We start from the raw sequence: 13636 nt of genomic DNA, 5'->3' as shown, positions 1-13636 counted from the left end.
GAATCGGTATGAAAGGTCCGGGAATTCTTATTTCCGCATTAGTATTCGCGCTTCTTATCGCAATATTTGCGGTTATCAATATCGATTCGGTACATGTAAACTTTTTGTTTACGAAGGCAACCCTTCCGCTCATTCTCGTCATATTGGGATCGACGCTGCTTGGCGGCTTAACCGTAGGCCTGCTGGGGATGATTCGTCAGATTCGCTTGCAGCGAACGGTCAAATCATTAGAGAAGCAGCTTGCTGAATTTCAAACCGAGGCAGAGCTGCTTGGTTTATCCAAGGCAACGACTCGCACGGAGCCGAGCGAAGAGGCGGCAGTTCCACAAAAGGAATAATATAGTTATCAGATCGTGAGGCCATTCATGTTTATTTATACGTATGCATGCCATGAGGATGAAGCAGCTTTGTGTGAGCTGGAGCTGCAAGTCTTATTCGGCGAGAAGCCCAAACAAGGCGTTGTCATAAGTCAGCATAAGCTATCGGTTGATCGCAGCCCTTTCGTAAAACGGCGTATAGCCGTCATGCTGGAAGCTAACAGTATGGAAGAACTGATTGTTATGCTTCCGTCAATTGAGCTGGGTGGAAAAACGTTCAAGGTTGTTTATACGCAAGGCGATGAAGCCTTCACCTTCGATGAGCAAAGACAGCTCGAGAGAGCTGCCGGTGCGGTTATTCATGGCAAAGCCGATATGCGCAAAGCGGAGCAGCTGTTTGGTTTAATGAAGCTTTATGGTCGCTGGTACTTTGGACCGCTGGAAGAAAGCGGAGCTGTATGGCTGAGGCATCAGAATAAGCCGCAAAATTATTCAACTGCACTGCCAACAAGAGCAGCTCGTGCGATCGTGAATCTTGCGGCTGGGCAAGCAGCTGAACAGCTTAAGCTTATTGATCCGTGCTGTGGAATGGGAACCGTTCTGATTGAAGGCATGTCAATGGGAATCGACATTGAGGGGTTGGATCTCAATCCGCTTGCCGTGCGAGGCGCGCGCGCAAATCTTGCTCATTTTGGTTATCCAGACCGAGTAAGACTTGGCGATATGCGGCTTCTCGAAGGTCATTACGATGCTGCCATTGTAGATATGCCATACAATTTGTGCTCTGTCTTGCCAGAAAGCGAGCAGCTTGTTATGCTTGAAAGTGTAAGAAGGTGGGCGAAGCGAGCGGTTATTGTCACAACTGATCCAATGATGAGACAGCTAGAGCTGGCATCTTGGAGGATCATAAAAACCACAACCCTGAGTAAAGCCTCTTTTACCAGATATATAAGTGTAGTAGAATAAGAATTATGTAGCGCATGAAACGAGGTGAACCTATGTCTACAATCGAACAAAACGAATCCCAAGAGGAGCCTAAGAAGCTGACTCAAGCGGAGAAAGCGAAGCAATTGCTCGCTCAGAAGAAACAAGCGAAAGCTGGAGGAGCTCCAGGCCAATCGCATCTTTCTACGGGGACGCAGGCACTGAAGAGCCAGAACACGAAGAAAGTTAACAATCAGCGTAAAAAAATGGGTGTATAGCTGTTGATTCCAACTTTTTTTGAAATGCAGCAATAGCAACAATGAAGGACGCCAGCTGGTAACAGCTAGGCGTTTTTCTTATATAATAATATAAGAAGCAGGTTAATCAGCTTGAAATTCGCGGGTTCTTGCCTGAATTTACGGAAATTACAACAAAAGGCAAGAATGAATCAATCGACTATCCCGCATAATGAATATACACGGATGAATTAGAAAAAATAATAAAACATGAAAATGAATAACGTTTAAGTTAATTACGGAGGGATTCGTTATGACGGCGACCAAACCATCACGAATGAGTATCTATTTGCTTGCCGGTGTCGCAACATCCAATAGCATTTTTACGGAATGCAAGGTTAAGCTGGAACAAATGTTTCAATCCGATGGTGTCGAACCAGCTATCCACGTCATATTTCCTTATGGCGATGCCAGTCGCAGCTTGGTTAGACAAGTGCTAGAGGTGAAGAGCGACTTGTCCAACCGTTTAACGGCTGGCCGGATCGGCGGACAACATGCGCTGGAGAAAATCAAACAAACGATGAGCAGCGAGCGTTTATTGCTGATTGGACACAGCGGCGGCGGTGCCGCTGCTTATCAAGCGGCAAAAATGCTTTATGAGCAGGATCAAATCGAGGATTTTCGAATTGTGCAAGTTGGATCACCAAGAACGCCGATCGAGCCAAAGCTTCAAGAGCGCGTTAGTTATTTTCATTCCATCGACAGCTTGGGCAAGCTTAATGACCCGATTAGCCGAATAGGTACTTGGGGCGGATGGAGCATAAGCAAATATGCGATGCCAAGGTGGAATCGCATGAAGTACGCGCCAGGCTATGTTGAAGGAATTCCTACTGTGGGCGGGCATGCGGATTATTTTCGCCATACGGAGGATTTTAGCGACCAAGAGGCCGTTTGCAATCTAGATAAAACAGTGGACCGCGTGCGGGGTTGGTTGAAAGGGTGGGTCTGATCCTATACACTAAGGTGAGGGTAAGCAGCAGCTTCTAAAGTGAGATGCTTACGACCTAGGAGGTGAAGGACCCATGGCCAATACACATACGTACACAAAGAAAGAAGAAATTGCGAATGCCGTCACACATGGGATTGGGGCTGCACTCAGCATTGCGGCACTCGTCGTGTTGATCGTATTCGCGGCAACGAGGGGAACGGCCTTTCATGTTGTCAGCTTTACTATATATGGATCAGCCATGCTGCTGCTGTATGCAGCCTCAACGCTCGTGCACAGCTTCCCCGAGGGAAAAGCGAAGCGGGTATTTGAATCACTTGATCATTCGTTTATTTATGTCTTTATAGCAGGTACTTATACTCCGATTCTGTTCCATATCGTGCAAGGTACGCTTGGCTGGGTACTGTTTGGTATCGTTTGGGGAGCGGCATTAGTCGGTGTGGCGTTTAAAGCTTTTTTTGCCTCACGATTTTTATTCACATCAACGATTATTTACATCGCAATGGGATGGATTATCGTATTTGCTTGGAAGCCGCTCACAACGCATCTAGCTCCAGGCGGGGTGCAGTTGCTCGTAACAGGGGGATTGCTGTACACATTCGGAACGATATTTTATATGTGGCGTGCCTTTCCTTACCATCACGCCGTATGGCATTTGTTTGTACTTGGCGGTTCAATTGTCCATTTCTTTGCTATATTGCTATATGTTCTCCCAGCGAAATGACAAAGATTATTTGGACATAGAGAAGCAAATCTTACTCGCATGAAGCAAGCTGTGCGGGAGATGAGATTTGCTTTTTTTGTTTTTTTGCAGCAGCTCGGAATTAAACTTCAATTGCTGGGCACCAGCCTGGCGGCTCCGCGCAAATAGCCAAAGCAAAGGCGGGATCTTCTTGGGCAAGATCAGCGAAGTAGCTTGATAATATATGGTTTCCTGAGACTGAGCCCATACGGAATGAACGTTTCACCTCACCCTTTGCGTGCATATAGTAGTAAGTTTGTTTGGTTTTTGGTGATTGGTAAACGAGCGTAGGCAGATGGGGGACGATATCAAATTCATTTTGAAAACGCCAATGCGTACCAATGGATGCGTTGTAACTGCTTGCAAACTTCGGATCTCCGACTCGAGGTGCTCCATACGTATATATAATGGGATCAGTAAAAGCAGTGTTGTTCGCCAGATCGAGAGCAGCAAGGGTTGCAAGTGCTCCCCCAAGGCTGTGTCCTGTTATAAACAGCGGTCTGCCCTGTGGAAGCTGATTTATGATTTCAATGATTTGAGTCCGTGCTGACATATAGATGTCGGTAAACCCCTTGTGCGTTAGACCGGCATTTTTGACGGGGCGGTAAGTCGTTTGCTGGGCAATGAAATCAGATACCCAATCCACTGCAGAGTTGCTGCCGCGAAAAGCGAGCACAGACGCACGTTCAGATGTTAATACAAAACCGAATCGTTCATCGCTGTCGTCATATGCTTTAGCCGTAAATTCACTTACTAAGCTGTAGGTTCTAGGTACAAGAAATAATCCGTCCTTGTTATTGTATTGCATGTACGTTTGTCCGCAAACCGCAGCCAAAAACAGAGCTGTTCGAAAATCGAGATCCTGCGTGGTTAACGTACCTCTCGTATTTGCTGTCATACCATCCCTCCGCTCATACAACTCCGGTTCTCCCGATGTTTGTAATATATGATCAGCCCTGGAGATGGGTACCAGCGGAAAAAAATGGACTTCTTAAGGCAGCTCCAAGTATAATCGGGGAATAACGCGATTATGAAAGGGGATTCATAAATGACTCTTCAGATAGGTATTGCAGGTACAGGATGGTTTGGCATGATGCACGCGGAGAAGCTCGCTAAGCTTGCCGGCATCAAGGTAACTGCTTTCTTAGCAACTAGCCAGCAAAAAGCAGATGCAGCAGCACAGCGCTTTGAGGGTGCACGCGGTTATGATTCGATACATCGCATGCTTGATGATCGTAAGCTTGATGCGGTATATATTTGTGTACCGCCATTTGCGCATGGAGAGATTGAATCTGCATTGCTTGAAAGAAGCATTCCCTTTCTTGTAGAGAAGCCGCTTGGAGTGGACGAGCAGCTGCCATCTGAGATTTTGAAAGGAATCGAAGAGAAAAAGCTGATTACATCGGCTGGCTATCATTTCCGTTATATGGATGGAACCGACCGTGCAAGAGAGCTGCTGCGCGAGCGCACAACATTAATGGCGCTTGGCTATTGGATGGGCTCCATGCCGGGGGTAAGCTGGTGGCGCAAGATGGAAGGATCAGGCGGTCAATTTGTAGAGCAGACAACACATATTGTGGATCTGCTAAGGTATACGGTTGGTGAGATAAGTGAGGTTTACGCAGCTTACGGCAATCGATATATGAGCGGTGTAGAAGAAGGTGTAACGGTCCCTGATGTAGGCACAGTTACGCTGAAGCTAGTGGGTGGTACAGTTGCTACAATTAGCAATACTTGCGCTATTCCAGCTGGAGATCGTTCCGGCCTGCATATTTATACGAACAAAGGCGTGCTGGAGCTTGGCCATAGCGGATTGATTGACACAGAGGCTGGCCGCAGAACAGAGTACGCTAACCAAACGGATCCCTATGAGCTGGAAAATGAGGCTTTTCTTCATGCGATCCGAACCGGGGATGTTTCCCGCATTCGCTCCAGTTATGCGGATGCAGTAAGAACACATCAAGTGACAATTGCTGCTAATCAATCTGCTCGTACTGGATTGCCAGTTAAGCTTTAGAATATGATGTAAAAAACCGTCCATGAAGGTCATTGACCCTAGTGGACGGTTTTATTATGGGCTGACTATCATTATTGGCTTCGTTTTCTTTGGGAACGCGTTTGAGCTTGAGGGGGTTCACTTGATGCATTCGCAGAGGCTTTCTGCGAACGGCTGCTCTTCGAACGCTTGGAACGTTTTGTCTGAGAGGAAGAATCAGTAGTAACAATCTCCTTCGGATTGCGTCCATTTAACAAGTCGCCAGTCCAGCCTTTCTTCCAAAGCCATAAATACATGAAAATCGTAACGAATAAAATAAATACGTTCATCGCTGTAAAGCTCCACTTATTATCTTTAAATGGCAGGATCTCGAAGTTAACGCCCCATATACCGCCTATAATCGTAGCAGGCAGGAACAAGACAGTAAATATCGTGAGCGTCTTCATAATATCGTTGCCGCGAAAATTGGAGATGGCATCGTCCATTGAGATCAAGGTATCTATCTCCAGTGCGTAATGCTTCAGAAGCGCTTCGATTCTCTCCAGCTTATGCGTAATGCGTTTAAAGCTGTCCGTCTCGGTGAGTTCATCCATGAAAGCTTCCTGTGCAGCACTATGTACTTCTCTAATCGGAATGAAGAGATGACTCCAATGAAGCAAATCGTAACGCCTCTCAAAAATAGTATCGATAAGGCCGGTACGATTCTCATTGCGCATCGTCGTTTCAAGCTCTCCGAGTCTTTTTTCAAAACCATCAAGACCAGCATGGAACGTTTCCAGAATAATGCTCAGCATAATAAATAACGCTTCAGGAGCTGATTCGCAGCTCTCGAACTTTAGGTTATGGTCAATGGACTGAAGCCGGAGCGGAATGCGCATGTCATCATGCATCGTCAGCAGCCGGTCTTCTGTCAGCCAGAAGTGAAAAGGTTGAATATCCGATTGGTCGTCCGACACTTGGAACATAACAGTGCCGTATAGCAGCTTCTGCGAATGCGTCGCACCGCCAACGGATATATTGTTTGTTCTTCTGTCTGCGCATTCATCAATCCATGACGCACATTCCGGAAATAGCTGCTTTAGCTCGTCTCTCTGCTGCTGAGCCGCTTCCTGTTCCTGTTTGGTAATGGCTTTAATGGTCTTTTGTCCTTCGCTTGAAGAAACGGTTTGCCTTTGTGCACCTTTCCTGCTGGGCAAGGGCTCATTCCTTACGGTTTGCTGCCTCGCTTGCTGCAGTACATGCCATTCCCATCCTGCGGGATAGCGAAGCATCCGATGAATCATCGCTCTGCCTCCTGCTTGTCCGATTTTCCAATATCTATTCCTCCATCATACCGCGAACTTCAATGATGCACAACCTGATCATTTGATAACACAAAACCATCGTTATTCCATGTCAAATTTCAACACAATACGACTTAATCCGCCATAAGAAGGGCATACCAAGATTAGTATGCAACACAAGGAGGATAAGGCAATGGCAAAAAAAATAGGCATATTTGAAACGGAGCAGCAAGTCATAACGGCTATTGAACAGCTGGAGCAAGCGGGCTTCGTTCAAGGCGAGCTAAAAGTCATAGCGAAAGATTCTGAGCATTCTAGGCGAGTAGAAGCAGAGAGCGATGTCCATGTGGACGAGCTTAGAGAGCTCGAAGATATGCCTGACCGTCAAGGTTTGGGTAGTCTTGGCATGGCTGCAGCTGCTGGGTTTGCAGGAGCTGGCATGAATGCTGTTTATGGCATGACAGGTTACGGGACAGCGCCTTATGCTGCCGGAGGTTTTCCTTTTGCAGCGGCAATTCTGCTTGGCGATGACGATCACAGTGGAACGCTGCAGTCGCTTGGTCTTGAAAATGAAGAGGTTCGATTGTGCAGTGATGCTCTGCAAAGCGGTTCATTAATTGTTATTGTTGAAACTCTGGAAAGCAAATCGTTGTTTGACAAGGATGGCGGTCCGGATTTGTCACGGCTGGGGGCGGCAGAAGCTGTTTTTCGCGCCTGCAATGCCTCCAGCGTTATTGCTGGCGAATAGCTGCTGGTAACATTAGAAAGATAATATAGAGAAGTCTCACTTATCGCGCAGAAGCCATTTTTGCCGATAGGTGAGGCTTTTTAATTATGTATATAAGCCGTCCGACGGACGGCAGCCGCAATGAAAAGTTGTATCATTTATGTTGTTGATTATACATTTGCTAAGGATTTGCGATCCAGCTTTACGATTTCAGTTAAGGGATGCTCTTCGCCGATAATAAGATCACGCAGCAAATGGGATGCAAGCATGCTGTATACAGTACCGTTGCCGCCATAACCTAAGCAATAATAAACATTTTTCCAAGCGGGATCAGCACCTATAAAGGGCAAGCCGTCACGCGATTCGCCGAAGGTGGCGCACCATTCATAGGCAATGGGAGCCTGCAGCTCGGGAAATAAAGCCTTTAGCTGGCTGTGCAGCTTATCGCTGTGTTTCCTAAGTTCTTTATCGCTGTGAGTGGGCTTTTCAGTATGCTCATCCAAGCCGCCGACAACGACACGGCCGTCAATAGTCGTTCGCATATACAAATAGGGACGGGCAGTTTCCCATACGAGAAAGCGTTCGTGCCAGCTTTGAAGACTTGGCTGAACTTCAGTGACAAGCGCAAAGGAGCGATTCAGCTCTGCTTTGATCAGCTTGCCGCGAAGCTCTTCAGGCTCATACCCTACAGCATAAACAACATGCTCTGCTTCAATCTCATAACCGTCAGCTGTTTTTAGAAGATGGAGACCGCTTGGCAGCGTTTCATGTGCTACCACATCGGTTTGCTCATAAATCTCAAGCCCAGCTTCAGCAGCATCGTTTGCTACACCGTTTACGAACTGATAAGGATTTACCTCTGCGTCGCCGTGTGCAACGATCGCACCTGGCTTCTGAAACGGAAAATGTTTGGCGATGTCGCTCGGGGACCAGAATTCGACTTCAAGTCCACAAGCCTTTAAAGCCTCATATTCCCTTTTGAGTTTAGGAAGCTCCTGCTCCGAAGAGGCATAATATAGGCTGTTTCTTCTAATTAATCCTACATCGACAGAAAGGGAGTCAGCTGTTTTTTCAAGCATTTGGACTGCATCTCTGCACGCTTTATAGAAGATTTGGGCATCCCGCTCCCCGATTTGATCGATGAGGTCACAAAGCATAATATCGTTGCAAAATTGCAGGAGGCCTGTATTTGCTGAGGTGCTTCCGCCGGCTACCTGTCCCCGTTCAAGCATAATGGTGGAAAGGCCGCTTTTATTAAATACAGAAGAACAGATCGTACCTGACATCCCGCCGCCTATAACAGCCACTTGTGTTTTTTTGTTTTGCCGCAAGGGCGCATACACCTTGGGATTGTTTAATGTAACCGGCCAATATAAGTTACCGGTGTGCAGCTCTTTCATAGATCATCACTCCCTACGATAGTATTACCCGAATTTACGAATATGAAGCGATCGGGAGCTGATACTAACAAGAGGATGGATATTCAGCTAAACGGCGCTGCTTAGTCGCCTAAATTCCGCATCGCCATGCGGTATGCTGTAGGAGATTGGCCATGAAGCCGGCGGAATTGTTTGGAGAAGTACAGAGCATCCTGTAGACCGACTGATGCGGAAATTTGTTCAATGGTCAGCTCTGGCCGTTCCCTCAGCATGCGGCGTGCTTTATCGATTCGGAGCTTGAGCAGGAAAGTAACGGGAGATACGCCAATGCGCTGCTTGAACAAACGGGACAAGTACGCTCTATTGTAGCCAAGCGATTCCGCCATTTGTTCAATGGAGACCGGATGGGCATACTGCGTTGATAAGTAATGAATGACTTGTTGAAGCAAATGATCACCTTCTGCTTGGGAGGTACGGATTTCATTGCCGTTCTGGGTATTGAGCGCGCTTTTGTACTCGGCAAGGAGCAAATGCAAATAACCTACGGCCCTCATATCAGACGCAGCGCCTCCCCGCCGAAAGGTATCATAGATTTGACGAAACAAAGCAGCGGCTCGCCGCTTATCTGGCGTAAACACAACCTGTTGCTCGGCTGTTAAGCCAGCGGTTGCAACGAGATCGGCGGACAATGTGCCATGAAATGCGACCCAGCGATATTTCCATGGCGTGTCACCGTCAGATTCATAACTGATTAATTGTTCCGGCTCAATTAAGAACGTATGCCCTGCACGAAGCTCATGCTTAACCTCATCACAAATAAAGATGCCCGTTCCTTCCAGTACGATGTGCATCAAATAGAAGTCATAAACCTTGGGACCAAGCCGGTGGTACGGCTTCGTTTGGCTCTCGCCAGCAAACAATACATGGAGTAGGGAGTTTTTTCCATCACTGATAACGGGATTGGAGGCTACGGTATACATATCCTGCTGCATTTTACTTTACACCTGCTTTACAGTGGAATGCGAAGATGAACAATTGTAGAGTTTACACTATCATAGCATGTCCGATGTTTATGCGAGAAGTCACATTAATCCATATAAAAAGCACTTGCCGCCATTTAGTTTTACTGCTGCTTCCCGTATACTAAAGTTGTTATCCAAACATACAAAATCGATATAAAAAGGAACGTGATAGCAAATGGCAAACATTGAAGCGCTAACACAGCAGTTCATACAACAATACGGTGGAGACGCAAGCGACATCGCTGTATTTCATGCTCCAGGCCGCGTAAACTTGATCGGTGAGCATACAGATTACAACGGCGGCTACGTATTCCCAGCTGCACTTACTTTCGGAACGACGCTTCTTATCCGCAAACGCCCTGATCATCAGCTTGGACTAGCGACAACAAACTTCCCAGCGTCAAAAAACTTCTCGCTAGGCACAATTGTGTATGACGAGGCTGACGACTGGATGAACTATCCTAAAGGAATTGTTCATGAGCTTTTGCAAGCAGGCGTGAAATTCTCCAGCGGCTACGACTTGCTGTATCATGGCGAAATTCCAAATGGCGCTGGACTTTCCTCCTCTGCATCCATTGAGGTCGTAACAGCTTTTGCACTGCAAACACTTGAGGGACTTCCAACTGATAAAGTGAAAATCGCATTGCTGTCACAAAAATCCGAAAACGAGTTTAATGGCGTGCAATGCGGCATCATGGACCAATTCGCGGTAGCAAACGGCAAAAAGGACCATGCCATCCTGCTCATGTGCGATACGCTTGAATATGATCTCATTCCATTTGATTCCGGCAGCTATAAGCTGGTTATAGGCAATACGAACAAACGCCGCGGCTTGGTTGACTCCGCTTATAATGAGCGCCGCGCACAATGCGAGCAGGCGGTACAGGATCTTAAAGCAGCATTCCCTGAGCTTACGCTTCTTGGACAGATTAATCTGGAGCAATTCAACTCTGCAAAACATCTGATTAAGGATGAAACAGTTCGCAAACGCGCACAGCATGTGGTAGAGGAAATCGACCGTGTACTGCAATCAATCAAAGCATTGAAAGCAAACGACCTTGCGCAGTTTGGACATTTAATGAACGGATCACACGATTCGCTGCGCGATCTTTACGAAGTAACGGGTGCTGAGCTGGATGCTATGGTTGCGGCTGCTCGCCTCGTACCAGGCGTACTAGGTTCGCGTATGACGGGCGCAGGCTTCGGCGGATGTACGGTTTCGCTCGTTCACGAAGACAGCGTTGAAGCGTTCCAAGCAGAAGTAGGCCGCAAGTATAATGAAGCTACAGGCTTAACTGCTGACTTCTATGTATGCACAATCGGAAATGGCGTAGAGCGCCTAGTATAAATAGCATGATCATGCGACACCAAATGGAGAGGGGAAATGAATCATGGCAGTATTAGTAACTGGAGGGGCTGGCTACATCGGCTCGCATGCAGTAGCGGCATTGCAGGAACGCGGCGAGGAAATCGTTATCGTCGACAACTTGCAGCAGGGTCACCGCAAGGCTTTGCTTGGAGGCAAGCTGTATGAGGGTGATCTTCGCGATGCAGCTTTCATGGATACCGTCTTTAAGGAAAATGAAATCGATGCAGTGATCCACTTTGCAGCGAATTCGCTTGTTGGCGAAAGCATGAAGGACCCGGGCAAATATTATCACAATAACGTATTTGGTACGCTTTGCCTGCTTGAGAAAATGAATGAATACAATGTTCGTAAAATCGTATTCTCTTCAACAGCTGCTACTTACGGCGAACCGGAGAACGTGCCGATCGACGAGTACGATCGCACTCTTCCGACGAATGCTTATGGCGAAACGAAGCTTGCGATGGAAAAAATGATGAAATGGTTCGATGTTGCTCATAACATCAAGTTTGTTTCGCTTCGTTACTTCAATGCGGCGGGCGCTCATGAGAGCGGAAAAATCGGCGAGGACCATAGCCCGGAAACCCATTTGATACCTATCGTGCTCCAAGCAGCGCTTGGTCAACGTCCTCATATTTCGGTATTTGGAGAAGACTATGAGACGCCAGACGGTACTTGTGTCCGTGATTACATTCATGTAAGCGACCTTGCCGATGCCCATGTGCTTGCAGTGGATCGTCTTCGCAGCGGAGCTGAAAGCTCTGTATACAATTTAGGCAACGGAACAGGCTTTTCAGTCAAGCAAGTTATTGAAATTGCGCGCACAGTGACTGGCAAAGAAATCCCTGCTGTGTTCGAAGCTCGCCGTGCGGGCGACCCTGCTATTCTCGTAGCTTCATCAGATCGTGCTCGCAAGGAGCTGGGCTGGAATCCGAAGCGGGATAAGCTTGAGGACATTATCAAAAGCGCTTGGAGCTGGCATGAAGCGAATCCAAATGGATACAACGACTAGGGTTGACGCTTAAAGGAAAGGAGCTGCATCATCTTGGAAACTAAACAACAAGCAACATCAGCAAACGATGCGCTGATTCTTATAGAACGCTTGCTGCAATTTGGATTGCAGCGCAATCTGCTGAACGATCAGCTTGATACGTATGCAGCGAGAAACGAACTGCTTGATCTCTTTCACTTTACTGAGCCTTTTGAAGGCCAAGTGCCGGAGGAGCGACTCGAAAGCGCAGTACCGCTTCTGGAGCCGCTGCTTGACTATGGTTACGCAATTGGACTCATTCCGGATAATACGACGACATATCGCGATTTGCTTGATGCTCGCATTATGGGCTTCTTGCTGCCGCGTCCTTCTGAAGCCAGCGCTGCATTTCAGCGTTTGGCGAAGGAGCAGGGGCTAAAAGCAGCTACGGACGCTTTCTACAACTTGAGCATCGATTCGAACTACATTCGGATGGATCGCATTCGCAAAAACCTTTATTGGCTGCACGAGACAGAGTTCGGAAATCTTGAGATTACGATTAATCTCTCGAAGCCCGAGAAAGATCCGAAGGAGATTGCGCTGCTCAAAACGATGCCGCAGGCGAAATATCCGAAGTGCTTGCTCTGCGTAGAAAACGTCGGCTATGCTGGCCGTCCTGATCATCCGGCTCGTCAAAACCTGCGTGTCCTGCCGCTCACGCTGCAAGAAGAGCAGTGGTATCTGCAATATTCACCGTATGTTTATTACAATGAGCACAGCATCATTTTCAAAGGCGCACATGAGCCGATGGTTATTTCACATTCTTCATTCGCGAGACTGCTTGATTTCGTGGAATTGTTTCCGCATTATTTCATCGGCTCGAACGCTGATTTGCCGATAGTCGGCGGATCGATTCTAAGCCATGATCATTTCCAAGGCGGCCGCCATGTGTTTCCGATGGAAGCTGCATCAACAGATACGCTGTTTACTGACCCTAAGCTGCCGGGCTTGCGCTTTGGCATCGTGAACTGGCCAATGTCAGTCGTTCGGGTTAACGGGACGTCCAAAGCGGATGTTCATCGTGCAGCTTGCCATATTCTCGACGAATGGCGTAATTATAGCGATGAGGCTGTAGATGTGCTGGCATTTACGAAGCAGGCCGATGGCACAAATACTCCGCATAACACGATTACGCCTATTGCACGTCTACGGGACAATGGCGAGTATGAGATTGATCTAGTGCTTCGCAACAACCGCACGAGCGAAGAGCATCCGGACGGTATTTTCCATCCGCATCAGCATTTGCATCATGTGAAGAAAGAAAATATCGGCTTGATCGAAGTCATGGGACTTGCAGTACTGCCAGGACGCTTGAAGGATGAACTGGAGCAAATTGCAGCTTATTTGTCAGGGGCATCAGTTGCTGTTCCAGAAGAGCTTCATGCGGACTCTCATCCTCTCCATAAGCATGCGGAGTGGCTGCTAGCTCTAATCGATCGTTTTGGATCTTCAAATACTGCTGAACAAGCGAAAAAAATCGTTGAAGCTGAAACGGGCAGCAAGTTTCTAGAGGTGTTGAAGGACGCAGGCGTATACAAGCGCACAGCTGATGGCGCCGCAGCCTTTGAACGTTTCTTAACGTCTATAGGGCTCCAAAGAGCATAAAAT

At 47.4% G+C, this 13636-nt stretch carries 14 protein-coding genes; 10 read left to right on the top strand and 4 right to left on the bottom strand.

Annotated features, from left to right (window positions below):
* The first annotated feature begins 8 nt into the window (after window positions 1-8).
* The 5 genes from AB4Z45_RS22565 to trhA all read left to right on the top strand — a co-directional run bounded on the left by AB4Z45_RS22565 (window position 9) and on the right by trhA (window position 3207).
* Complete coding sequence (locus AB4Z45_RS22565) at window positions 9-338, top strand: LapA family protein (protein WP_441911709.1); 330 nt, start codon at window positions 9-11, stop codon at window positions 336-338.
* A gap of 27 nt (window positions 339-365) precedes the next feature.
* Window positions 366-1283, top strand: coding sequence for a TRM11 family SAM-dependent methyltransferase (locus tag AB4Z45_RS22560; RefSeq protein ID WP_441911707.1), 918 nt, complete (start codon window positions 366-368; stop codon window positions 1281-1283).
* A 32-nt stretch (window positions 1284-1315) separates the two neighbouring features.
* A complete protein-coding gene (locus AB4Z45_RS22555; RefSeq protein ID WP_179089865.1) occupies window positions 1316-1519 on the top strand; it encodes a hypothetical protein in 204 nt (67 codons plus the stop codon).
* Between the two features lie 271 nt (window positions 1520-1790).
* On the top strand, window positions 1791-2486 hold the full coding sequence (locus AB4Z45_RS22550; RefSeq protein ID WP_441911705.1) for a lipase family protein: 696 nt from the start codon (window positions 1791-1793) through the stop codon (window positions 2484-2486).
* A gap of 73 nt (window positions 2487-2559) precedes the next feature.
* Window positions 2560-3207 carry a PAQR family membrane homeostasis protein TrhA gene (gene trhA / locus AB4Z45_RS22545; RefSeq protein ID WP_441911703.1) on the top strand — a complete coding sequence of 216 codons (648 nt, stop codon included), beginning with the start codon at window positions 2560-2562 and terminating at the stop codon, window positions 3205-3207.
* A 100-nt stretch (window positions 3208-3307) separates the two neighbouring features.
* On the opposite strand, the gene AB4Z45_RS22540 is transcribed toward trhA, so the two are convergent.
* A complete protein-coding gene (locus AB4Z45_RS22540; RefSeq protein ID WP_441911701.1) occupies window positions 3308-4123 on the bottom strand; it encodes a lipase family protein in 816 nt (271 codons plus the stop codon).
* A 150-nt stretch (window positions 4124-4273) separates the two neighbouring features.
* Here AB4Z45_RS22540 and AB4Z45_RS22535 point away from each other — a divergent pair, with 150 nt between their 5' ends.
* Window positions 4274-5242 (top strand): Gfo/Idh/MocA family protein, encoded by a 969-nt coding sequence (locus AB4Z45_RS22535; protein ID WP_441911699.1) that lies wholly within the window; start codon window positions 4274-4276, stop codon window positions 5240-5242.
* Window positions 5243-5313: 71 nt separating this feature from the next.
* Here AB4Z45_RS22535 and AB4Z45_RS22530 read toward each other — a convergent pair whose 3' ends face one another.
* Window positions 5314-6504: a magnesium transporter CorA family protein gene (locus AB4Z45_RS22530; protein WP_441911697.1), complete on the bottom strand. Its 1191-nt coding sequence runs from the start codon at window positions 6502-6504 to the stop codon at window positions 5314-5316.
* A gap of 193 nt (window positions 6505-6697) precedes the next feature.
* Between AB4Z45_RS22530 and AB4Z45_RS22525 the strand changes: the two genes are divergently transcribed.
* Window positions 6698-7252: a general stress protein gene (locus AB4Z45_RS22525; RefSeq protein ID WP_076269644.1), complete on the top strand. Its 555-nt coding sequence runs from the start codon at window positions 6698-6700 to the stop codon at window positions 7250-7252.
* A 149-nt stretch (window positions 7253-7401) separates the two neighbouring features.
* Here the strand turns inward: AB4Z45_RS22525 and AB4Z45_RS22520 are convergent, their stop codons facing one another.
* The gene (locus tag AB4Z45_RS22520; RefSeq protein WP_441911695.1) at window positions 7402-8631 is read right to left on the bottom strand and encodes an NAD(P)/FAD-dependent oxidoreductase; all 1230 of its coding nucleotides are present in this window, start codon (window positions 8629-8631) and stop codon (window positions 7402-7404) included.
* 101 nt (window positions 8632-8732) lie between these two features.
* Window positions 8733-9602, bottom strand: a complete 870-nt coding sequence (locus AB4Z45_RS22515; protein ID WP_441911693.1) for an AraC family ligand binding domain-containing protein — start codon at window positions 9600-9602, stop codon at window positions 8733-8735.
* A 205-nt stretch (window positions 9603-9807) separates the two neighbouring features.
* Between AB4Z45_RS22515 and AB4Z45_RS22510 the strand changes: the two genes are divergently transcribed.
* From AB4Z45_RS22510 to AB4Z45_RS22500, 3 genes are read left to right on the top strand one after another with little or no spacing between them, the layout of a single operon-like run.
* Window positions 9808-10980 carry a galactokinase gene (locus AB4Z45_RS22510; RefSeq protein WP_441911691.1) on the top strand — a complete coding sequence of 391 codons (1173 nt, stop codon included), beginning with the start codon at window positions 9808-9810 and terminating at the stop codon, window positions 10978-10980.
* Window positions 10981-11023: 43 nt separating this feature from the next.
* A complete protein-coding gene (gene galE, locus AB4Z45_RS22505) occupies window positions 11024-12010 on the top strand; it encodes a UDP-glucose 4-epimerase GalE (protein ID WP_441877407.1) in 987 nt (328 codons plus the stop codon).
* Between the two features lie 33 nt (window positions 12011-12043).
* Complete coding sequence (locus AB4Z45_RS22500) at window positions 12044-13633, top strand: UDP-glucose--hexose-1-phosphate uridylyltransferase (RefSeq protein WP_441911690.1); 1590 nt, start codon at window positions 12044-12046, stop codon at window positions 13631-13633.
* Window positions 13634-13636: the final 3 nt, after the last annotated feature.

This window comes from Paenibacillus sp. MCAF9 (assembly GCF_052114265.1).
In the GTDB taxonomy this organism is placed as follows: Bacteria; Bacillota; Bacilli; order Paenibacillales; family Paenibacillaceae; genus Pristimantibacillus.
The sequence above is the reverse complement of the archived record's forward strand: the minus strand, read 5'-3'. Positions and strand labels throughout refer to the sequence as shown.

Excerpts from the sequence above, each read along its gene's own strand:
- AB4Z45_RS22565 (WP_441911709.1), top strand. The coding sequence starts at position 9 with ATGAAAGGTCCGGGAATTCTTATTTCCGCATTAGTATTCGCGCTTCTT.
- AB4Z45_RS22560 (WP_441911707.1), top strand. The coding sequence starts at position 366 with ATGTTTATTTATACGTATGCATGCCATGAGGATGAAGCAGCTTTGTGT.
- AB4Z45_RS22555 (WP_179089865.1), top strand. The coding sequence starts at position 1,316 with ATGTCTACAATCGAACAAAACGAATCCCAAGAGGAGCCTAAGAAGCTG.
- AB4Z45_RS22550 (WP_441911705.1), top strand. The coding sequence starts at position 1,791 with ATGACGGCGACCAAACCATCACGAATGAGTATCTATTTGCTTGCCGGT.
- trhA (WP_441911703.1), top strand. The coding sequence starts at position 2,560 with ATGGCCAATACACATACGTACACAAAGAAAGAAGAAATTGCGAATGCC.
- AB4Z45_RS22540 (WP_441911701.1), bottom strand. The coding sequence starts at position 4,123 with ATGACAGCAAATACGAGAGGTACGTTAACCACGCAGGATCTCGATTTT.
- AB4Z45_RS22535 (WP_441911699.1), top strand. The coding sequence starts at position 4,274 with ATGACTCTTCAGATAGGTATTGCAGGTACAGGATGGTTTGGCATGATG.
- AB4Z45_RS22530 (WP_441911697.1), bottom strand. The coding sequence starts at position 6,504 with ATGATTCATCGGATGCTTCGCTATCCCGCAGGATGGGAATGGCATGTA.
- AB4Z45_RS22525 (WP_076269644.1), top strand. The coding sequence starts at position 6,698 with ATGGCAAAAAAAATAGGCATATTTGAAACGGAGCAGCAAGTCATAACG.
- AB4Z45_RS22520 (WP_441911695.1), bottom strand. The coding sequence starts at position 8,631 with ATGAAAGAGCTGCACACCGGTAACTTATATTGGCCGGTTACATTAAAC.
- AB4Z45_RS22515 (WP_441911693.1), bottom strand. The coding sequence starts at position 9,602 with ATGCAGCAGGATATGTATACCGTAGCCTCCAATCCCGTTATCAGTGAT.
- AB4Z45_RS22510 (WP_441911691.1), top strand. The coding sequence starts at position 9,808 with ATGGCAAACATTGAAGCGCTAACACAGCAGTTCATACAACAATACGGT.
- galE (WP_441877407.1), top strand. The coding sequence starts at position 11,024 with ATGGCAGTATTAGTAACTGGAGGGGCTGGCTACATCGGCTCGCATGCA.